The organism is Corynebacterium tuscaniense (assembly GCF_008693065.1).
In the GTDB taxonomy this organism is placed as follows: domain Bacteria; phylum Actinomycetota; class Actinomycetes; order Mycobacteriales; family Mycobacteriaceae; genus Corynebacterium; species Corynebacterium tuscaniense.
The window spans coordinates 1-20,288 of the sequence record NZ_VXKH01000035.1; the positions used below are offsets into that span (position 1 = coordinate 1).

Here is a 20,288-nt window from a genome sequence, read left to right on the forward strand (position 1 = left end):
GGATTGCGGGCTCGCGGGCACCGTCATGCGCTTCGTCCCTGCCGCCGCTGCGTTTGCTGAAGGCCCCGTGCTTATCGACGGCGACGCCCAAGCCCGCACCCGCCCCCTCACCACCGTCCTGGACGCCCTACGCCACCTGGGTGTTTCCGTGGATGGGGATTCCCTGCCGTTTACCGTCAACGGCACCGGCCACGCTCCCGGCGGCCGGGTGGAGATTGATGCCAGCTCCAGCTCCCAATTCGTCTCCGCCCTCCTTCTTGCCGGTGCGCGCTTTGACCAGGGGCTGACCGTAGTTCACACCGGTGGTCGCCTCCCTTCCATGCCCCACATTGAGATGACCGTGGACATGATCAGGGATGCCGGCGTCAAAGTTGATGTCAAACAAAACGAATGGACCGTTCACCCTGGCCCTATCAGCGGCAAAATCTGGGTCATCGAGCCAGACCTGTCCAACGCCACGCCCTTCCTCGCCGCGGCCGCCGTCACTGGTGGCACGGTAAGCATCCCCTACTGGCCGCAGAAAACCACACAGGCAGGCGACGTCATCCGCCTGATCCTCGAGCGCATGGGCTGCGAAGTAGACATCGTGGCTGATGGCCCCTCCTACACACTCACCGTCACGGGGCCGCCGCGTGGCCAACTGCAGGGCATTACCCTCGACATGAGTGACATCGGGGAGCTGACGCCAACGGTGGCGGCGTTGGCAACACAGGCGACGCAGACAAGCATGCTCACCGGTATCTCCCACCTGCGCGGACATGAAACGGACCGTCTCGCTGCGCTAAGCCAAGAAATCAACAAACTCGGCGGCAAATGCGAAGAACTTCCCGACGGCCTCCGCATCACCCCCGCCCCCCTCCACGGCGGCGTATGGCACTCCTACGCTGACCACCGGATGGCCACCGCCGGTGCGATCATCGGTCTGACCACTGAGGGCGTGCAGGTCGAGGATATTGAGACCACCTCGAAGACCCTCCCCGGCTTCGCCGCCATGTGGACAGGCATGGTTCATGGCTAAACGCGCAGGCAGGGACTTCTCCAGCTACGACGAATCCGACGTCAAAGTCCGCCCCGGCAAAGGCTCCCGGCCACGCACCAAAGACCGGCCCAAACACGCCGACGCAGTCGTCGGACTAGTGATCACCAAAGACCGCGGCCGGTGGGGCGTCGTACTGGAAGACGGCACCCGCGTTACCTGCATGCGCGCCCGCGAACTGGGCCGCACCTCCATCGAAGTCGGCGACCGCGTCCGTGTCGTTGGGGACACCAGCGGGCGCAAAGACACCCTCGCCCGCATCGTCGGCCGTGAAGACCGCAGCTCCGAACTACGCCGCACCGCCGATGACACCGACCCCTACGAGCGCATCGTCGTTGCCAACGCCGACCTCCTCCTCATCGTCTGCGCGGTTGCGGACCCACCACCCCGCACCGGATTCGTCGAACGCGCCCTCATCGCCGCCTTCGTCGGCGGAGTCACCCCCGTGGTCTGCCTGACCAAGTCCGACCTCGGCGACCCCGGCACCTTCGAGCAAGAACTCGTCGACCTTGACGTGGACGTCCTCCACACAGGCATCGCAGATGATCTTGGTCCGTTGTTGGACCGCATCACCGGGAGACTTACCGCCGTCATCGGCCACTCCGGCGTTGGCAAATCGACCCTGGTCAACCGCCTTGTCCCCTCCGCAAACCGCGAAACCGGCGAGGTCTCCGGCGTGGGCAAAGGCCGCCACACATCCACGCAGTCCGTGGCCCTCGAGCTGCCGGGGTCTGGGTCTAGTTCTGAGTCTGGTTCTGGCTCTGGGTCCGATCATCCCGGCTGGATCATCGACACCCCCGGCATCCGCTCCTTCGGCCTGGCCCACGTCTCCCCCAACGACGTGTTTGACCCCTTCCCCGAACTAGCCGAAGCCACCGAGAATTGTCCCCGTGGCTGCACCCACGCCGGACCACCTGCGGATCCCGAGTGCGCCTGGGACGACCTCGCAGCCCGCGACGGCCAAGACTCCGTGATCGGTCGACGTGTCCAGGCCGTCCGCCATCTTCTTGAGGCGCTGCGCATCAACGAAACCACCTACGACTAAGCCCCGCCCCGGACAAGCCCCCAAAAACCGGCCTTTTCCTCCCACGCGACTAACCGGTTGAAGGATTTAACACTCAAACCGTAACTACCGAGCGACAGAAATCCATTACCAGGAACTTTAAAACGGCCATATTTCAGCCGTGCAAAATCCTTCACCCATCCGGCAAAAGGGGTGCCGAAAACCAGGAAAACCAGGAAAACCAGACCCAAACCCGGGGGCTACATCAACTCCACCAGGAACGGAAGCTCACTGGGGTCATAGAACGCGAGGTAGTTGTCCTGGGCATCCCCCACGGCGAGTTCGGCGTCTTCGTCGCCGAGGTCGGCGGCATCGATGAGTTCAACAGCGCGACGGGTGGCGGGTTCGGCTTCTTCGATGTCAATGTGGATGGCGGCGACGTCCTCGAGCGAGATCGGGCCTGAGATCTTCACCACGGATTCGCCCATGTCAGGGTGTAACTCAGCGTCCACATCCGCGGAGATGACTACGCGGCGGTGAGGGTAGTCGGGTTCATCGCCGATGGCGAGGAGGCGGAGGGAGGCCAAAGCGGCGTCATCAAACGCGATGAGTTCGATTTCTTCCTGGTCCCCCGCGGTGAAAAACTCCACGAGTGCGGGTGTGGCCGCAAAACCCCAGCCGCTGCGGGCGTGGATCTGTCCTTCAGCGTTGAGTTCCTTGAGCATGGCGAATGTCGCCGGAACGTAGACACGCATTAGAACTCGCCCTCAATGCCGAAGAGGGATTGAATTTCTACGACGGTGCGGTCGAAGGCGGTGTGCAGGATGCCGATCATGCCGGATTCGACAGCGCCGCGGACGTTGAGGATGTCGTCGTCAATCATGGTGCATTCGTTGAGGGGCACGCCGATGGCGTCGGCGGCAGCTTGGAATGCGGCGGTTTCAGGTTTTTCGGCACCCACTTCGCCGGAGAGCACAACGGCGTCGACGTGGCCTCGGAATTCCCATTCGCGGATGGGGTCGGCTTCGTCGTTGCCGGGGACGTTGGAGAGGATGCCGGTGGCGATGCCGTCGGCGCGCACGGCGGCGAGGAGTTCTTGCCAGCGGCGGACGTCTTCATCATCGCCGTCGAGCACACCCGCGTAGTCCAGAATCAAGCCTTGCATCTTCATTTCCTCCAGCATTTTTGCTTTTCGACGTTCAATTCCCGGCCAATCCGGCCCAATCCTGGCACAATGATACCTATCCATTGACCCGCCTGCCTTGAGGAAAACGTTCCGCTTTCCGAGGAGGCACAAGTGTACTATCCTGTTCCCGGCCATTCGCACCTCAAAGTCCTGGTGCCGGATGTTTCACGGCCGGGTGATTCGCGTCCGCTGGGGCAATCCCCTGGCCGGTTATCCCAGGCCGCCATGTCGGGTCGGTTCGGTAGCCCCGCGCCTGATCCCGCCGAGCTTGCCTCGGTGTCCCCGCTGGTGCGGGTGGCTTTGGATGCGGCTTTTGGTATCCGCGATATCCGCACGCTGCAGGAGCGGAGCTTCAGTTATGGTGTTCGCGCCCACGTGCGGGCGCGACGTCGAACTGGGGCGGCACCGGCGGGTGGGGTGCGTGTTCTGAGTGCGCACGCGCGTGGTGAGGGCGAGTACCACGGTTCCGCCACGTCAGGTGGTCGCCATTATGCGTGGGTGGCGCGTATCGCGGACGGGCGGTTGCTGTCTTTCCGGGTGCTCTAGCGCACGCTTGAGCACCCGGAAGGAGATAGCTGAAGGCTTAGCCTTCTGCGGCGGCCTGCTGCGCCTCCGCTTGCTGCTCGAACTGTTTGCGCAGCATGAACAGCTGGCGCACGGTTTCTTCCTTGATGCCGTCATTCATGGCGTGGAACATGTCGCCGCCCTCCTTCTGGTACTCGACCAGCGGGTCGCGCTGCGCCATGGCGCGAAGACCGATGCCTTCCTTGAGGTAGTCCATCTCGTAGAGGTGTTCGCGCCACTTCGAGTCGATGATGGGCAGGATGACCATGCGTTCGACGTTGCGCATCTGCTCCTCACCACCGATGGCGGCGACGTACTCTTCGAGTTGGTCGTATTGGTTGTGGGCGTCGTCGATAATTGCTTCACGCAGCTGTGCGTCGGTGAGCTCGCCGGGGGAACCGTAATCGGAGCTGTCAATGAGCTCATCCGGTGTGAAGGACGGGCCGTAGAGGGAGTCCAACGCATCCCAAAGCTGGTCCAGATCCCAGTCCTCGACGTAGCCTTCACTGGTAGCGGCGTCGACGTAGGCGGCGACGGTGTCGTCGATCATGCCACGGATCTGATCCTTGATGTCCTTGGCTTCCAGGATTTCAAGGCGTTCGCGGTAGACAACCTTGCGCTGCTCATTGAGCACTTCGTCGTATTTGAGGACGTTCTTGCGGGCCTCAAAGTTTTGGTTTTCCACCTGGGACTGGGCACCCTTGATGGAGCGAGACACCATGCCAGCCTCAATCGGGACGTCATCGGGGACGTTGAGGCGGTTCATCATGTTTTCCATGGACTGGCCAACAAAGCGGACCATCAGGTCATCGCGCATGGACAGGTAGAAGCGGGTTTCACCCGGATCACCCTGACGGCCCGAACGGCCGCGGAGCTGATTGTCGATGCGGCGGGATTCATGGCGCTCGGTGCCAAGGACGTAGAGGCCACCGGCTTCACGGACTTCGTCACCAAGCCGCTTGGAGCGCTCCTTGGCCTTGGGCAGTTCCTCGTCCCATGCTGCCTGGTAGGCTTCTTCGTCCTCGAAGGGGTCGAGACCGCGTTCCTTGAGCTTGTGCTCCACGAGAATCTCCGGGTTACCACCCAACACAATGTCCGTACCGCGACCGGCCATGTTGGTGGACACGGTCACGTTGCCGGGCAGGCCTGCCTCGGCAATGATGCGGCCTTCTTCCTCATGGTGCTTCGCGTTGAGCACGTTGTGCTTGATGCCCTTGCGGGTGAGCAGCTGAGAGAGGTACTCCGAACGCTCGACGGAGGTGGTGCCCACCAGGACAGGCTGGCGCTTTTCCACATGCTCCGCAATATCTTCGGCCACGGCGGCGAACTTGGCTTCCTGGGTCTTGTAAATCAGGTCGTCGTGGTCCTTGCGGATGTTGGGCTTGTTCGGCGGGATCGCCACAACGCCAAGCTTGTAAATCTGGTGGAGCTCAGCTGCCTCTGTTTCAGCGGTACCGGTCATGCCGGCGAGCTTGTCGTAGAGGCGGAAGTAGTTCTGCAGGGTGACGGTAGCCAGGGTTTGGTTCTCGTTCTTGATCTCCACACCCTCTTTGGCCTCGATGGCCTGGTGCATACCCTCGTTGTAGCGGCGACCGGGAAGGATACGACCAGTGAAGGAGTCGACGATGAGGACTTCGCCCTGGCGGACGATGTAGTCCTTGTCGCGCTCAAAGAGTTCCTTCGCCTTGATGGCGTTATTCAGGTAGCTCACCAGCTGGGAGTTTTCCGGGGCGTAGAGGTTATCAATACCCAATTGGTCTTCTACGAATGCCACGCCCTTCTCTGACACACCAACGGTGCGCTTACGCTGGTCCACTTCGTAGTGGATACCCGCACGCATGCGTGGTGCCAGTTGGGCAAAGACGGTGTAGAACTCACCGGAGGAGTCGGTGGGGCCGGAGATGATCAGGGGGGTGCGGGCTTCGTCGATAAGAATGGAGTCAACCTCGTCCACGATGGCGTAGTTGTGGCCGCGCTGCACCATCTCGCTGACAGACTTGGTCATGTTGTCGCGCAGGTAGTCGAAGCCCAGCTCGTTGTTGGTGCCGTAGGTGATGTCAGCGTCATAGGCCTGCTTACGCTCCGGCGGGCGCATGTCGGAAAGGATCACGCCGACAGTGAGGCCAAGGAAGCGGTGAACACGGCCCATCATCTCCGCGTCACGTTGAGCCAGGTAGTCGTTGACAGTGACGATGTGAACGCCCTTGCCGCCCAGACCATTGAGGTAGGCCGCCAAGACGGAGGTCAGGGTCTTACCTTCACCGGTTTTCATCTCGGCTACGGAACCGAAGTGGAGGGCGGCACCACCCATGATCTGCACCTTGTAGTGCTTCTGTCCCAGAACGCGCCAGGACGCCTCACGGGCGGTGGCGAATGCGTCCAGCAAGATGTCATCCATGGTCTTGCCGTTGGCGAGTGCTTCCTTGAACTCCTCGGTTTTGGCCTTGAGCTCTTCGTCCGTCAGCGCGGCGTACTCGTCCTCGAGGGCGATGACATCGTCTGCGATTTTGGCGTAGCGCTTCACCGTGCGGCCTTCGCCGGCGCGCAGCAGCTTGGACAGTCCTCCGAACACGTGGTGCTTCCTTCTGTAGCGGTGTGTGGGTTACTTTCCGCGAGCAGTACGCTCGCTATCAAACCGCTATTCTACGCACATTCAGCTTGGGCCCCACTTCCGGGCACCTTGAAGGTTGATGGGAGCCTGGCCTGGGATGGGAAAACCCGCCCACCCGTGGAGATCCGGTGAGCGGGAAGCGCGCCTTAAGGCGCGGGTTTACTCTGCATCCTCCGGCACGAGGGTGATCAGGCCATAGTCATATGCGTGACGACGGTACACCACCGACGGACGATTCGTTTCCGAGTTGATGAACAGGTAGAAATCGTGGCCCACCAGCTCCATCTCAGATAGAGCCTCGTCGACGGTCATCGGGGTTGCCGGGTGCTCCTTGGTGCGTACAACGCGACCTGGCACGTTATCCTCAACGGTGTCGGCGTACGGATCAGCCGGCGCCTCCTCCGCTTTCGCGCGTGCCTGTGCAGCTTCTGCAGCGAGCTCTGCTGCGATCTCACCAGTGGACTTCGGCTTACGGTGGCCACCCATGGAGATCTCGCGGCGGACCTTCACCTTGCGCAGAGAACGCTCCATCTTGCCAACGGCGGACTCCAATGCCGCGTAGAAGCTGTCCTCCTTCGCCTCGGCGCGAGCGAGGTGGCCCTTGCCGGTAGCGGTGATCTGGATGCGGTTGGCCTGTGCTTCTCGGCGTGGGTTCGGCTCGTGCTGCAGCTCCACGTGGAAGAACGTCAACGTCGGGTCGAGCTTCTCAATCTTGGCCAGCTTGCCATTGACCCGTTCCTGGAAGTGCTCCGGAACCTCAACGTTGCGGCCGGTGATGGTCACCTGTGCTGAGGGGCTCAGGGCGTCTTGGGTGCGGTCGTCTGCAGAGGTCATCTGCTTCCTCCTTGCATTCAGTGCCCGCAAATTCACGGCGGGCTAGGGAACGGTTCCACCAAGAATTATACCGGTGCCGTTTCGGCTTCTGTCACGAGTTCGCCCCTGGCTTACGCCGCCGCGAGAACCACGCATGCCACGGGGTTTCCGCCATGCACAAGAAGCTTTTCGACGACTGCCTGCAACGTCGCCCCCGTCGTCACCACATCATCCACCACGATGAGTGGGCCAGAAGGAACAGCACTGATCTGGACATTGCCGCTGAGGTTCCGGCGGCGGGCGGATTCGTCGAGGGAGGCTTGGTCCGCGGTGGCGTCGATAAGCGACAAGACATCGTGTGTGGGGCGCCCGCTGAAATGGCACACGGCTGAGACGGGATCACCTCCGCGTGCACGTGCTGCGCTGGGGCGGGTGGGCGCGGGGATGAGGTGCGCGCCAGTGATGATGTCGCCGCGTGCCTCCAGGTAATCAAGTGCGGCTGCAAGAACAGCACCGATGTGACGGCGAACAGCGAGATTCTTTTTCTCCTTCATAGCCAAGATGACCCCGCGGTGAGGTGCGTCATAGGCACCAAGCGCGAAGACAGGCACATGCACGGAGAGGTTCGGGGCATGCCGAAACGGTGGTGTGGCCAGGCGCTTCCTACATGTGGAGCACAACAGGTAACCCGGTGAGCCACAACCAGCGCATGCGCGCGGGAGGAGAAGCTCCCCGAGTTGATGTGCAAGACCTGCCATGAGCCGAGTTCCCAGACGCTACGGCTTGGGCAGGACGGGAGCGGCGCGCACGCCTTGCAGGCCAGGGACCTCGCGCCAATTCAGTGAATCGCGAGTAGAGGTAGGCATGCGCATGATTACCTTGGAGTCGGTAATATACATCATCGAGCTATTCGCCCCTACTGCGACAACGGGACCACCGATATTGCCAGACGGCAGCGTGGTGGTGGAAAAACCATCTTGGTCCACACGCACGATTGGCGCCTGCCGGTTGGACGTACCCACAAGAAGCGAACCGTCCGGCTGCCAATCCGCAGAGACTGCTGAGCCATCCAGATCGGCGGCATACTTCACGGTGTTGACAATGGCGCGTTTGCCATCCTCCCGGCGCTCCACCACGCCGACGACAAGGTGGCCATCAATAACCATGGCAACGTGGGCACCGGTGTGGGACAGGCGGAGCACGGTGATCTCCCCGGTGGCATCCCGCTCTTCCCCATCAGTGTCCTGCGCCTGCGCGGTAGTGAGTGCATCGGGCAGGGTGAGGGCAACGTCATTGACCACCACTTCCCCGGTGGCGGCGGAGCGCACAGCACGCACAACGCGCTTGCCATCCTGCACCACCCAGGTGCCACTGTGATCCGGCTCGAGGCTCGGGCGGGTGAGACTGCCTGCGCGGAGCACTTCATGCGAGTTGCCACCCACCCTGCCCACGACGAGAGACTGGTGCTGATCATCCACGTTCACGGCCGCGGCGTAGAGGCCATCATCCCCAATATCTATCTGGGAGATATTGCCCAAAGAATTAAGGCCAGCGATCTGTTCCACCTTGGTCGGTGCGACACTCTCCAGATCCGTCACGGCTGAGACTTTACCGTTGGAAAGGGTGTACAAATCTGGCCCCGCTTCGGCGGCGGGAACAGGGTTGAGGTCCTCAAAATCATCGGTGCTGATGTCAAAGCTGTCCCCGTTCAGCCCCGTCCCATCAGCAGAGACGGCATAGGGCCCAACTTCACCGGCGCCCTGCAACGTCCAGGCGATCTGCGCTGCGAAGCGGGCGCGACTTTGTTCATCCACACCAGCTAATCCAGTGAATTGGTACACCCCGTCCTTCATGCCGGCGTAGGCAAGGTCTGGGGAATCTTCTGGCAGCGTGTTAATAAGAGCGGGTGCAAGACGCTCCGAGGGGCCGCTGACAAGCATGGCCAGCAGCGTCGAACCAATAGAGTTCGTTCGGGAGAACACCCAACGACGGTCCGCGACGAGGCGCTGACCCGTGCTGTCGTAGAAATACAGGTTGCGTGGCTCGTAATGGTTACGCAGATCAGTGCGATCCACCACCACATCATTAGGAACGTTAGATACACGCCACTGGCCGTTTTCCTGGGTGAGCTCCATTGTGGCTTCATAGCCACGATGCGCCGGAGTGAAAGCCCCACCTGGCTGAAGCGTGCCAATGATCCGGCCCGTAACCACGTACGCACGCTTATTCGGCTCCACGGTGGCACTCGAGGTCATCTCAAACGTGTCCAACACAATCGTGGATTCACTGGGCTTCCATTCCTTACCCATCTCTTGGGTTAGGTACTTGCGCGCCACCTCAAAATTGCCGGTGGGGTTGGCCGAAGCCGCGAAGAACTCGCGCAGCAGCAAGTCCGGCTCCATGCCATCCGGTGGTGCCTGGTCCAGCACTGTGTCCGGGCGCTGCTCAAAGGTGCCTAGCGCATGGGGTTCCGTGCTGGTGGGCAAGGTGGCGCAGCCAGTGGCGAAAAACAGCACCGGCACGGCAGCCACGGCAACACACGTGGTACGAACGTTCAAACCTCGCATTTATGCCTTCCCCTTCTGCTCTGACTGTGCATCCGGCGTGGTCTTTGGCTCTGAATTCATCTTCGGCTGTACGGCTGGCTCTTGAATCTGCAGCGCCACGGGCTCGTGATTGAAGCCGACCTCAGGGTCGCGCGGCAGGATGAGGCGGAACTGGGAGCCGACACCTGGAGTGCCGGTGGCATCCAAGATTCCGCGGTGCAGTTGGGCGTCTTCGCGTGAGATTGCTAGGCCCAAGCCGGTGCCGCCAGAGTGGCGCTTCCGGGAGGAATCAGCCCGCCAGAAACGGTTGAACACCAGCTCTTCTTGGCCCGGTTTCAGGCCCACACCACGATCGGTGACGGTGATAGCCACAGCGTCCTCCCCTTCCACCAAGGCAAGGGTGACGGGGTTACCTTCGGAGTGATCGATGGCATTGGCCAGCAGGTTGCGCACAATGCGCTCAATGCGGCGCGGGTCTCCCACCATAGGCACCGGATGGTCCGGCATATCAAATTCCACGGCTACATCGAGTTCCTCCGCAAGGTGGCTGGTTTGTGCCCACGCAGATTCAATGGGCCCCCTGGCATCCATGCTGATCAAGGACAGCTCGGCCACGCCTGCATCATGACGTGAAATTTCCAGCAGATCCGTAAGCAGGGATTCGAAACGATCCAACTCACGGATCATCAACTGGGAGGCGCGACGAGTGTGGGGCTCCAGACTGTCCTCATCGTCGGCGATCATGTCGGCGGCCATGCGCACGGTGGTCAGCGGGGTGCGCAGCTCATGGGAGACATCGGACGTGAACTGCCGCTGCAGGTCACCGTATTCCTCCAGCTGGTTAATTTGGCTGGAGAGTTTGTCCGCCATGTCATTGAAGGACAAGGCCAGGCGGGCCATCTCATCCTCGCCTACCACTGCCATGCGCTCGCGCAAGTGACCGGCGGCAAGGCGCTCCGCGATGCGGGAAGCTGACCGCACCGGCGCAACCAGCTGCTGGGAGGAGATCCAGGCGATGCCCACCAGCAGCACAACAACCACCACACCAGCGGAGGTAAGCAAACCACGCATAAGAGCCAAGGTTTGGCGCTCCGGCTCCATGTCCATAACCAGGTACAGCTGCAGTTCCGGGATGTCAGAATTGGTGGGTGTGCCAATGATCAGGGCATTGTATGCCCGCCCCTCATGCTGTGTTGGCCAGAACTGATAGGCCACTTGATCTTGGGAAACGAAGTCCACCAGGCGGTCCGGGATGGCAAAGTTCTCCGGCGAAGTCACTGTGCCGGCCCCAGTGGGGGCCAACAGCACGATTTCATACGAGCCTGTTGCTGCTTTGTCCTGCTGAGAGCGCTGCGCCAGGGCCGCGCGCGCGGTGTTAAGACGTCCTTGGATGGAGGTTGTGGTGGTGGAATTACTCAGCTGTTCTTCCACTTGCGCGCGCACGCGGATGATGTCCGTCTCCGCGTTGGAGATCTTCAGGTCCACCAGACGCTGCGTCACCACCGATGCCAGCGCGAGACCAAGCACACCCATCACAACCGCGGAAACCAAGAGCACCGTGGCCACGAAGCGCACTTGGAGAGAGGTCCGCCAACTATGGGCGAACCTCTCCCGCGTTGTGCTGAGAAAGTTAGCCAGGATTTACACCCCCGCGCGACCAGTTTTGTATCCCACACCACGGACCGTGAGAACGATCTCGGGGTTCTCCGGATCACGCTCAATCTTGGACCGCAGGCGCTGCACGTGCACGTTCACCAAACGCGTGTCCGAGGCATTACGGTAGCCCCAGACAGACTCAAGCAGCTCCTCGCGTGTGTGCACTTGGTGCGGTTTGCGGGCAAGTTCCACCAGCAGGTCAAACTCGAGCGGCGTGAGGCTAATCTCCTCAGAGCCGCGGGTGACAATGTGCTGGGGCACATCAATGCTCAGGTCACCGATCTCCAGGATCTCGCTCGGCTCGTCCGCGGAATGGCGCAGGCGGGCACGAATACGGGCGATGAGTTCGCGTGGTTTGAAAGGTTTGGTGATGTAATCGTCCGCCCCGGATTCCAAGCCCAGCACCACATCAACGGTGTCCGTCTTAGCGGTGAGCATGACAATCGGCACATTGGATTCTTTGCGGATTTCCTTGCAAATGTCCACGCCGCTCATACCGGGCAGCATGAGGTCCAGCAGGACGAGGTCTGGGTTCTGGCTGCGGAATTCCGGTACTGCCTTCAATCCATCTAACACGGGGACTGCTTCGAACCCTTCGGCTTCCAGCACAATGGTCAGCATCTCAGAAATAGCGGGGTCGTCATCGACCACAAGAATCTTGGGCGTCACCTTCGCTCCTTACAACAGTGAACCGTGGGGGCTGGGGATAATGCGTTATCGCAGTTCCTTGACAGTTTGAATGATAGGCGTTGTTTCGCCTGCACGAATCCACCGCCCCTCCCAGCCCGTGTCCGCCAGGTCCACATACGCTGCAAAAGTTGCGTCCTGGAGGGCGGTGTCACGCTCATATGCATCCCGGGTACGGGAGGCGTCAAGGCATTCGCGTTTCGCGGCACGCTCGCGCGCGGTCTCGGGCGCCGTGTCCAGGAGAACCTGCAGGTCTGGCCGTGGCAAACCCAACTTTTCAAATTCCAGGCCCGCCACCCACGCTCGGTCCGCCACGTTGCTCGTGCGCGCAGATGTGTACGCCGCGTTCGAGGCCACGTAACGGTCAAGCAGAAGCACATCGCTTGGCGACGCCGCCCACTGCCTCAGCTCCTCCCCCGCCCCGGCGCGGTCTAACGCGAACATCACAGCCATGCCGTGGGCGGAGTCCACTAGGTCACCCATCTTGCCGTGGAGAGCTTCGGCGGCAATCTGAGCGTGGATGGATTCGCGATATCGCGGGAAGGACATGGTGGCCACGCTGTTAATGCCGTCCACCTGAGCAATCTCACGGATGAGTGCTTGGACCAGCGTGTTCTTGCCGGCACCGTCGATGCCTTCGAGTGCAACAATCACTTTGATGCTCCTTCCTAGCTAGCTGTCTGGCGACAGCTAGCTAGTATCTGTAATGTTCCGGCTTGTACGGTCCAGCGACGTCAACGCCGATGTATTCTGCCTGCTCCTTGGACAGTTCGGTGAGGCTGCCACCGAGGGCTTCCACGTGGATGCGGGCGACTTTCTCGTCGAGGATCTTGGGCAGGCGGTACACCTGATTGTCGTACTTATCGCCGTTGGTGAACAGCTCGATCTGCGCGATGGTCTGGTCCGCAAAGGAGTTGGACATGACAAAGGATGGGTGGCCGGTAGCGTTGCCCAGGTTGAGCAGGCGGCCTTCTGAAAGGACGATGATGGAGTTGCCGCTCGGCAGGGTGAACAGGTCAACCTGCGGTTTGATGTTGTCACGGGTAACGTCCTCGCGGTGCAGGAGGGAGGCCATGTCAATCTCGTTGTCGAAGTGGCCGATGTTGCCCAGCACGGCGTGATCCTTCATCTTGAGCATGTCGTCGAAGGTAATCACGCCCAGGTTGCCGGTGGCGGTGATGACAATGTCCGCATCCGCAATCGCGTCGTCAACAGTAACCACCTTGTAACCATCCATGAGTGCTTGGAGGGCATTGATCGGATCGACTTCGGTGACGGACACGATGGCTCCCTGGCCGTCGAGTGCTTCAGCCACACCCTTACCCACGTCGCCATAGCCGCAGACGAGGGCCTTCTTGCCACCGATGAGCATGTCAGTGCCACGGTTGAGACCGTCGAGGACGGAGTGGCGGGTGCCGTAGCGGTTATCAAACTTGGACTTGGTCACCGCGTCGTTGACGTTCATCGCCGGGAACGGCAGAGTGCCCTCGTTGGCAAAGTGGTAGAGGCGGTGGACACCCGTGGTGGTTTCCTCCGTCACACCTTTGACTGCTTCAGCGGTCAAAGACCACTTTTGGGGTTCAGCAGCCAGGGTTTCGCGCAGCATGTTGTAGAACGCCACCTGTTCATCTGAATCCGTGTCATCATTGCTCGCCACAGCGCCGGCGTTTTCAAATTCGGCGCCCTTGATTACGGCCATGGTGGCATCGCCGCCATCATCAAGAATCATGTTCGGCAGCACGCCCTCGCCCCAGCTGAAGATCTGGTTCATGCACCACCAGTACTCGTCGAGGGTCTCACCTTTCCACGCGAAAACGGGAACGCCCTGGGGGTTCTCCGGGGTGCCGTTCTTGCCCACCACAATGGCAGCGGCAGCTGGGTCTTCGGTGGAGAAGATGTTGCAGGACGCCCAGCGGACCTCCGCACCCAGGGCTGTCAGCGTTTCAATGAGCACAGCAGTCTGCGTAGTCATGTGAATGGCACCGGCAATGCGTGCGCCAGCCAGTGGCTGTTCTTCAGCGTATTCGCGGCGCAGCTGCATCAGCCCGGGCATCTCATGTTCGGCCAGCTCGATCTGCTTGCGGCCAGACTCGTACAGGCTCAGATCAGCGACTTTGAAGTCGTCAGGGCGAAGCTGGGTCATATGGGCACTCTCCTCATTGGGCCTCATTGGGGGTTTGCTACCCCACGAGGATACGTGCCCGCTGGTTGTTCTAGGACAGTGCCTCGAGGAACTGGTCTACATCCTGCTCCGCATCGATGGATTCGAGGATGCTCACCGCAGCGCCGATAAGCTTCTCATCCAGCTCGACGGATGTGCCGCGTAGGAAGCTGTAAGAGCTTGCGATCTCGCCGGCGGAAAAGGGTGCGCCCGCCCAGATCGCCGCGATGGTGGCGGCGGCCTGACCGTTGAGGATCTCGTCTTCGGAGGCGGCGGCATCAACTGCCAGCAGGCACGCGTCGCGCACCGCTTCCGCGGTCTCGTCGGGTTCCAGCCCAGCGAGCTCATCAAGGAAGTCGACGTTGGCATCTTCGCTGAAGATATAAGTGTCCCAGGTGCTCATGTCTCATTTCTTAGTGCGTCATGCGCATTCTGTCCACAAAATGAGCGTTTTTGCTTCTCGACGTCTCCCCTCCCACCCCTTTTTCCCTTTTAGGGGTGGCGCAAACGCTCATTGCCTTGGTAACTTGTTATCAAGTTGTTACGGGCAGCCATTTTCTAAGCAGATGAGGAGACCCCCGGCATGGAACTGACCGGTCGCAGATTCGCCGCTTTCATGGCCCTTGGTTTGGGCTTGGCGGTGGTACTCGGCCTGGTTGTATGGAAGCTGCCGGATGCAGGCGTAAGTTTGGCCTCCGATAAATCGGACTATGCCGGCCACCCCATTACTGCTGCAGACGCGACGAATGAACATCGCACGGCACAGACGGACAAGCCAACGCCGCGCACCGAGCAGCACACGAGTAGCCGCCGTAAAGGCTCCACCACCCGGGCTGCGTCGCCGAAGTGGGATTCAGGTTCCACGCGTGATCCGCTTGCCCCGCACAACGCCAAGCTTGATGGCACCGCTGGCCAGGCAACGCGCGAACAGGCGCAGGATTTGTACCGCCCGCGAAACGCCACACCGAAGGCCCGTCCGCGCCCGAGCTACAGCGAGCGGAACGATTCCCCATCAGCGCGGGCAACACATAAACCTACACATAAACCCACCCCGTCGGTTGTGGAGAGCGCCCCGTCTGAGCCGGTGCCAGACACCACGCCCCCTACTGCTGGGGATATCCCGGTAGATGGCACACCGCCTCCGGGCACCAGCACTACGGACAAACCCACGACCCCGACGGAAAACCAGTCGGGTGAGGGCCAGAACACGGGAACCACCACTGCGCACCACACCCCCAATACGGGGGAGGCAGAAGATGCCCCCGTATCGGACCCGAAGGCGCGCCCGGAGGATCCTTTCTCCGCCTCCACCCGGGAGGCGGAGGCACCGAGTTTAACCCCGGATAATTCCTAGGACTTCGCTCACAATCGCGTCAACCTCTTCTGGGGTCTCCGCTTCCACGTTGAGGCGCAGCAACGGTTCAGTATTAGACGCGCGCACGTTGAACCAGGCCTTGGTGTTGGTCAGCGAAACGGTGACACCATCAAGGCGGTCCACGTCCTCCGTACGGTCAGCGAAGGCCTCCACCACCGCCTCCATCGCAGCCTGCTGGTCAGCGACTTCAGAGTTGATCTCACCGGAGGCTGCGTAGCGGTTGTACTGGGCCATGAGCTCGCTCAGTGGCTTGTCCTGTTCCGCGAGTGCAGCCAGGACGTGAAGTGCGGCGACCATGCCAGAGTCCGCATTGAAGAATTCGGCGAAGTAGTAGTGAGCGGAGTGCTCACCACCGAACAAGGCGCCCTTATCCGCCATCTGTGCCTTGATGTAGGAGTGGCCCACGCGGGTGCGTACCGGCACACCACCTTTGGCTTCCACGAGCTCCGGCACAGCGCGAGAGGTGATCGCGTTGTAAATGATCGTGGCGCCCGGTGCCTGCTCCAGGGTGCGCTCCGCCACCAACGCGGTAATCGCCGACGGGGACACCGGGTCGCCCTTCTCATCGACGACGAAGCAGCGGTCCGCGTCCCCATCAAAAGCCAGGCCAATATCAGCCTTTTGCTTGACCACAAACTCCTGCAGGTCCACCAAATTCTTCGGGTCCAGCGGATTGGCTTCGTGGTTGGGGAAGGTGCCATCCAATTCGAAGTAGAGCGGGCGCACGTCCATGTCATCCAACACGGCTGGCACGGTGTGGCCGGCCATGCCGTTGGCAGCGTCCACAGCGATGACGAGGCTTCGGTCTGTGTTCACGGGCACCAGCTTGCGCAGGAAGGTGGCGTAGTCCGCCAACACGTCGCGCTTCTCGGTGTGGCCGTGGGGGCCGGTATAAGTAGGCACGCCGCGGATAAGCATCTGCGTGATTTCAGCGAGACCTGAATCTTGCGAGACCGGCGTGGCGCCCGCGCGGCAAAGTTTGATGCCGTTGTACTGCGCCGGGTTGTGGGAGGCGGTGAACATCGCTCCCGCACAGCCGATCGTGCCAGCGGCGAAGTAGAGCTCATCCGTGGAGGTCAACCCCAAGTCCAACACCTTGAGGCCCTGGCTCATCACACCCTGACCAAAAGCTGCGGACAGGGCCGGAGAAGACGGACGCATGTCATAGCCGACGGCGACAGTGGTCTCCCCTTCTTCGCGCAGAATGGAGGCAAAGGCGGCACCGGCATCGAACACAAAGGCATCATCCAACACCGCATTCGGGTGTGGCTCCACGATGCCGCGGACGTCATAGGCTTTCACCGCCGACTCCACAACAGCGCGGTCACGAGTGCGGGGTGAAGGATTCTGGTTTGGCTGATTCATGCCCACCGATCCTAGACGATCACCCTAGCCAACCAACACAGGCACCGCTGAAAAACAGCCGCCGAATCAGTCCTCTCGCGAGTGATCTACCTGCTGCTTCTCCGGGTCCGGCACGATACTCAAGTGCGCACGGCGTGCTGCCTTGTGCTCTGCCAGATGCTGCCCCACCCGCTTCGTGCGATAGACGGGATGATTGGAAGTCTGTGGGTTGGTGACATCCTGGTTCGCATCAAACTCAATAGGGTCCTGGGTGGTGTCCACCAAACCCGTGGTCACACGTCCTGCCTCACGCACGGCCTCGGCAAGAGCGGTCAGCTCCTCATCGTCAGAAAGCTCAATCGTGTCAATACGCACCATCTCCCACCCCACCGGAGCAGTGATGTGATCTGAGTGGCGGTTACACAGATCCCACGCGTGCGGGTCTGTGGTTGGGGCAAGGGGGCCAATAATCGCGGTTTTATCGGAGTACGCATAAACAAGCGTGGCGGTAGCTGGGCGGCCACATCCCGGACGGCAACAACGACGGAAGGTACTCACGGTCCACCAGTGTAGGCCTGCCCCAACAAATTTCCCCCCTCGCCACGCGGCGCGCCATGGTCCCACCCCTACAGCGGCGGGCCTAAATTAAGCAATATGACCAACCCAGCCCCCTCCCCTGGCAGCGGACCAACGCACCTGCCACCGCGAGGTGACCGCCACGGCCGTGGCACACGGGGCCCGCTTCTGCCGGTAGCTGTGCCACGTTACCGCACCCGCTCCATGACCTTCGACCAAGCGGTGCTGGAAGCCTACGCGCCACTACAAAACGCCTATTATGACCAGCTTGCCGGCGTTGACTTAGCGGTGGACACCATTCCGCGCATGCGTTTGCGCGCCGATATGACGGTCCTGCCCGAGGAAATCTTCGCCGATGGCCCGGTGCCATTAGGTCGCGTGCTCCAAGCAGGTGTTGACCGGGCGGGCCGCCCCACGCGCGCCCGCATTGTCATCTTCCGCATGCCAGTGGAGCAACGCACCAACACCACAGTTGAGCGCCATGAGCTCCTCACCATCATCCTCACCGCGCTCGTAGCTCACTACCTAAATGTGGACCCGCAGGATATTGACCCGAATTTTCACTGGTAAGTCGCCTCGGTCACGAAAAAGAAAAACCCGGCCATGGCCGGGTCTGAACTGCTCCCCATTAGTTGGACTGGGAAATCAGTTACCGACTAGTGGGGAGTTGTTTTCATTGAGAGCACGAAGTTCGCTGAGCGAATATCAGCGTGAGCAGCTGGTGGAGTGTTTCGAGCAAGGCATGGGCTATGAGGCCGCTGCCAATGCTCTTGGTGTCTCCAAGTACGCCGCCCGTAAGTTCTGTCGGCGGTTTAAGCTGCATGGCAGGCTATGTCTTGTGGAGAAACCGACTAAGCAGCAGTACTCGTTCGACATCAAGAAGGAAGTTGTCCAACGCCACCTTGCCGGTGAGACAGCGATGGATCTTGCGCGCGAATTTGGCCTGTCGTCAGACCAGCTAGTTAAAGGGTGGTCGTGGAAATGGCGTAAAGGTGGCGATGAGGCATTAAAACCGAAGCCGAAGGGCAGGCCCAAAGGCTCGGCTGCACCGAAGCGGCTGTCGGAGGAAGAGAAGTTGCGTCGCCAGATCGCACGGTTGGAAGCGGAAAACGCATATCTAAAAAAATTGCGGGACTTGAGGAATCAGGGACACGCTTGAAAGTCCAGGCGATTGTCATCCTCAAGTCACAGCATCGTCTGCAATACCTTTTGGATGCGGCAGGTATGCCGAGATCGACGTTCTTCTACCACCAGAAACGCCTGCGCGAGCCGGATAAGCACACTGCGCTTAAAGATGCGATCCGGGAAAGCTTCGAACGTAACAAGCATCGCTACGGCTACCGGCGAGTGCTCCTTGACCTGCGCAACCAGGGCTGGGTGGTCAACCACAAACTCGTCTACAAACTCATGCGCGAGATGGGGCTGCGAGCCAAGGTCCGCCGGCGCAGGCCGTATGCTTCCTATGCTGGGACGATCAGCCACATTGCCGACAACAAACTTGATCGCAAGTTCACCCCGGATCAGCCAAATACCGTTTTTGTCAGCGACGTCACCGAGTTCAGGGTCGCAGGCCGCAAGGTCTACTTGTCACCGGTGATGGATCTGTTCGATCGCTCGATTGTTGCCCACACAGTGGATACATCACCGTCGACAGCGTTTACCGCTGATTCCTTGACCAAGGCGATCACGGATTGTGCGCCTAAACCCGGGTGGATGATGCACACCGATCAAGGCTTCCAGTACCAGCATTCCTCGTGGCGCAACTTGATTCATGACAATGGTGGTGTGCAGTCAATGTCGCGTAAAGCCAACTGCTACGACAATGCGGTCATGGAGAACTTCTTCGGGCACTTGAAAACCGAGATGTACCACGGAGAAGTTTTCGACACCGTCGCAGAATTCAACCAAGCGATCGATGAGTACATCCAGTGGTACAACACCGAACGCATCCAACAACGACTCAAGGGCCTGACCCCGATGCAATATCGGAATCAGGCCCTTGAAGCCCTAACCGCCTAGAATTAAACCAGTCCAACTTTCGGGGGCCAGTTCAGTCCAATGAGTGCAAGTTCTAGCCAATCTGGCGACGCAGACGACGGCGCTCGCGGTCGGAGAGACCGCCCCAAATTCCAAAACGCTCGTCGTGCTCGAGTGCATACTCGAGGCACTCATCGCGGACAGCGCATGCCTGGCAGATGCGCTTCGCTTCGCGGGTGGAGCCCCCCTTCTCAGGGAAGAAGGCCTCCGGGTCTGTCTGCGCGCATAGCGCTTGATCCTGCCACTCCTGCTCGACGGTGCCAAAGAGTTCGTCGAGGGTCATTCCGCCCGCGGCTGCGCCGCGGAGAATGGCGTTGTCAGCCATGTCTTCCACGCCATCCCCTTTCTATGTCGGTATTTCCTTGCCCTCCGCGCCCTGATGGCACTGACGGTAACCGTGGTTCGGTTTGTTACACCTTTGTTATTAGAACCCGTGGCCCTAAATAGCGTCAACACAGATGTTGCAAAATGAAGTGTTTTCCACGGTAATTTTGACTGTCCCCCTTGTGAGGCGTCACATAAGTCACACCAGTCACAGCCATTTCCGCGCGGGGGTAACAGCCGGGGGTACTACATGTAGTAGGTACCCAAAGTTAAGGCAACTAATCCGCTGGTCCGCGGCGTATTCCTAGGCATCCGGGGAGAAACGCACCCCCAGATCAGGAATGCTCACACCCGGCCAAATACGCATGC

General features: G+C 60.6%; 20 protein-coding genes. 6 read left to right on the forward strand and 14 right to left on the reverse strand.

The annotated features are described in order from the left end of the window. The coding region (gene aroA / locus F4V54_RS07200; protein ID WP_150386710.1) for a 3-phosphoshikimate 1-carboxyvinyltransferase at nt 1-1,018 on the forward strand (1,018 nt) is incomplete at its 5' end. Then, nucleotides 1,011-2,081: a ribosome small subunit-dependent GTPase A gene (gene rsgA, locus F4V54_RS07205; protein ID WP_150386711.1), complete on the forward strand. Its 1,071-nt coding sequence runs from the start codon at nt 1,011-1,013 to the stop codon at nt 2,079-2,081. The genes aroA and rsgA, both read left to right, overlap by 8 nt. A gap of 218 nt (nt 2,082-2,299) precedes the next feature. On the opposite strand, the gene F4V54_RS07210 is transcribed toward rsgA, so the two are convergent. Continuing rightward, nucleotides 2,300-2,794, reverse strand: a complete 495-nt coding sequence (locus tag F4V54_RS07210) for a DUF6912 family protein (protein WP_034664444.1) — start codon at nt 2,792-2,794, stop codon at nt 2,300-2,302. Next, a complete protein-coding gene (locus F4V54_RS07215) occupies nt 2,794-3,204 on the reverse strand; it encodes an HAD family hydrolase (protein ID WP_034664503.1) in 411 nt (136 codons plus the stop codon). The genes F4V54_RS07210 and F4V54_RS07215 overlap by 1 nt, the downstream gene beginning before the upstream one ends. Nucleotides 3,205-3,336: 132 nt before the next feature. Here F4V54_RS07215 and F4V54_RS07220 point away from each other — a divergent pair, with 132 nt between their 5' ends. After that, nucleotides 3,337-3,771 carry a hypothetical protein gene (locus F4V54_RS07220; RefSeq protein ID WP_150386712.1) on the forward strand — a complete coding sequence of 145 codons (435 nt, stop codon included), beginning with the start codon at nt 3,337-3,339 and terminating at the stop codon, nt 3,769-3,771. 37 nt (nt 3,772-3,808) lie between these two features. Here the strand turns inward: F4V54_RS07220 and secA are convergent, their stop codons facing one another. The 9 genes from secA to F4V54_RS07265 all read right to left on the reverse strand — a co-directional run bounded on the left by secA (nt 3,809) and on the right by F4V54_RS07265 (nt 14,666). Beyond that, on the reverse strand, nt 3,809-6,361 hold the full coding sequence (gene secA, locus F4V54_RS07225; protein ID WP_150386713.1) for a preprotein translocase subunit SecA: 2,553 nt from the start codon (nt 6,359-6,361) through the stop codon (nt 3,809-3,811). A gap of 198 nt (nt 6,362-6,559) precedes the next feature. After that, nucleotides 6,560-7,234: a ribosome hibernation-promoting factor, HPF/YfiA family gene (hpf, locus tag F4V54_RS07230; protein ID WP_052092893.1), complete on the reverse strand. Its 675-nt coding sequence runs from the start codon at nt 7,232-7,234 to the stop codon at nt 6,560-6,562. Between the two features lie 110 nt (nt 7,235-7,344). Then, nucleotides 7,345-7,971, reverse strand: coding sequence for a ComF family protein (locus tag F4V54_RS07235; RefSeq protein ID WP_034664450.1), 627 nt, complete (start codon nt 7,969-7,971; stop codon nt 7,345-7,347). A gap of 18 nt (nt 7,972-7,989) precedes the next feature. Then, nucleotides 7,990-9,780 carry an LpqB family beta-propeller domain-containing protein gene (locus tag F4V54_RS07240; protein WP_150386714.1) on the reverse strand — a complete coding sequence of 597 codons (1,791 nt, stop codon included), beginning with the start codon at nt 9,778-9,780 and terminating at the stop codon, nt 7,990-7,992. After that, complete coding sequence (mtrB, locus tag F4V54_RS07245) at nt 9,781-11,397, reverse strand: MtrAB system histidine kinase MtrB (RefSeq protein WP_257997302.1); 1,617 nt, start codon at nt 11,395-11,397, stop codon at nt 9,781-9,783. A 3-nt stretch (nt 11,398-11,400) separates the two neighbouring features. After that, on the reverse strand, nt 11,401-12,084 hold the full coding sequence (mtrA, locus tag F4V54_RS07250; protein ID WP_034664452.1) for an MtrAB system response regulator MtrA: 684 nt from the start codon (nt 12,082-12,084) through the stop codon (nt 11,401-11,403). 45 nt (nt 12,085-12,129) lie between these two features. Then, nucleotides 12,130-12,756, reverse strand: a complete 627-nt coding sequence (locus F4V54_RS07255) for a dTMP kinase (RefSeq protein ID WP_150386715.1) — start codon at nt 12,754-12,756, stop codon at nt 12,130-12,132. A 40-nt stretch (nt 12,757-12,796) separates the two neighbouring features. Then, nucleotides 12,797-14,245, reverse strand: a complete 1,449-nt coding sequence (gene ahcY, locus F4V54_RS07260; RefSeq protein WP_150386716.1) for an adenosylhomocysteinase — start codon at nt 14,243-14,245, stop codon at nt 12,797-12,799. Between the two features lie 70 nt (nt 14,246-14,315). After that, nucleotides 14,316-14,666 carry a DUF4259 domain-containing protein gene (locus tag F4V54_RS07265; RefSeq protein ID WP_150386717.1) on the reverse strand — a complete coding sequence of 117 codons (351 nt, stop codon included), beginning with the start codon at nt 14,664-14,666 and terminating at the stop codon, nt 14,316-14,318. A 180-nt stretch (nt 14,667-14,846) separates the two neighbouring features. Here F4V54_RS07265 and F4V54_RS07270 point away from each other — a divergent pair, with 180 nt between their 5' ends. After that, nucleotides 14,847-15,617 (forward strand): hypothetical protein, encoded by a 771-nt coding sequence (locus F4V54_RS07270; RefSeq protein WP_150386718.1) that lies wholly within the window; start codon nt 14,847-14,849, stop codon nt 15,615-15,617. Here the strand turns inward: F4V54_RS07270 and F4V54_RS07275 are convergent. Both F4V54_RS07275 and F4V54_RS07280 read right to left on the reverse strand, forming a co-directional pair. Beyond that, entirely contained in the window at nt 15,597-17,003 is a 1,407-nt protein-coding gene (locus F4V54_RS07275; RefSeq protein ID WP_150386719.1) for a phosphomannomutase/phosphoglucomutase, read from the reverse strand. The two genes, F4V54_RS07270 and F4V54_RS07275, sit on opposite strands and share 21 nt — an antisense overlap. 66 nt (nt 17,004-17,069) lie before the next feature. Beyond that, the gene (locus tag F4V54_RS07280) at nt 17,070-17,540 is read right to left on the reverse strand and encodes a DUF3499 domain-containing protein (RefSeq protein WP_052092902.1); all 471 of its coding nucleotides are present in this window, start codon (nt 17,538-17,540) and stop codon (nt 17,070-17,072) included. A 96-nt stretch (nt 17,541-17,636) separates the two neighbouring features. On the opposite strand from F4V54_RS07280, the gene F4V54_RS07285 reads away from it, so the two are divergent. Further along, nucleotides 17,637-18,128, forward strand: coding sequence for a metallopeptidase family protein (locus tag F4V54_RS07285; RefSeq protein ID WP_102724154.1), 492 nt, complete (start codon nt 17,637-17,639; stop codon nt 18,126-18,128). 106 nt (nt 18,129-18,234) lie between these two features. Next, nucleotides 18,235-19,577 (forward strand): IS3 family transposase gene (locus F4V54_RS07290; RefSeq protein WP_249041254.1). Its coding sequence is split into 2 segments (ribosomal slippage): nt 18,235-18,676 and nt 18,676-19,577, totalling 1,344 coding nucleotides; the frame shifts between segments, so codons are not numbered across the junction. Nucleotides 19,578-19,629: 52 nt separating this feature from the next. Here the strand turns inward: F4V54_RS07290 and F4V54_RS07295 are convergent. Next, nucleotides 19,630-19,920: a WhiB family transcriptional regulator gene (locus F4V54_RS07295; RefSeq protein ID WP_373277188.1), complete on the reverse strand. Its 291-nt coding sequence runs from the start codon at nt 19,918-19,920 to the stop codon at nt 19,630-19,632. Nucleotides 19,921-20,288: the final 368 nt, after the last annotated feature.

Coding starts and splice junctions, on each gene's coding strand:
- F4V54_RS07270 (WP_150386718.1), top strand. CDS start 14,847: ATGGAACTGACCGGTCGCAGATTCGCCGCTTTCATGGCCCTTGGTTTG.
- rsgA (WP_150386711.1), top strand. CDS start 1,011: ATGGCTAAACGCGCAGGCAGGGACTTCTCCAGCTACGACGAATCCGAC.
- F4V54_RS07285 (WP_102724154.1), top strand. CDS start 17,637: ATGACCAACCCAGCCCCCTCCCCTGGCAGCGGACCAACGCACCTGCCA.
- F4V54_RS07275 (WP_150386719.1), bottom strand. CDS start 17,003: ATGAATCAGCCAAACCAGAATCCTTCACCCCGCACTCGTGACCGCGCT.
- F4V54_RS07295 (WP_373277188.1), bottom strand. CDS start 19,920: ATGGCTGACAACGCCATTCTCCGCGGCGCAGCCGCGGGCGGAATGACC.
- F4V54_RS07240 (WP_150386714.1), bottom strand. CDS start 9,780: ATGCGAGGTTTGAACGTTCGTACCACGTGTGTTGCCGTGGCTGCCGTG.
- hpf (WP_052092893.1), bottom strand. CDS start 7,234: ATGACCTCTGCAGACGACCGCACCCAAGACGCCCTGAGCCCCTCAGCA.
- F4V54_RS07235 (WP_034664450.1), bottom strand. CDS start 7,971: ATGGCAGGTCTTGCACATCAACTCGGGGAGCTTCTCCTCCCGCGCGCA.
- F4V54_RS07265 (WP_150386717.1), bottom strand. CDS start 14,666: ATGAGCACCTGGGACACTTATATCTTCAGCGAAGATGCCAACGTCGAC.
- F4V54_RS07215 (WP_034664503.1), bottom strand. CDS start 3,204: ATGCAAGGCTTGATTCTGGACTACGCGGGTGTGCTCGACGGCGATGAT.
- F4V54_RS07210 (WP_034664444.1), bottom strand. CDS start 2,794: ATGCGTGTCTACGTTCCGGCGACATTCGCCATGCTCAAGGAACTCAAC.
- ahcY (WP_150386716.1), bottom strand. CDS start 14,245: ATGACCCAGCTTCGCCCTGACGACTTCAAAGTCGCTGATCTGAGCCTG.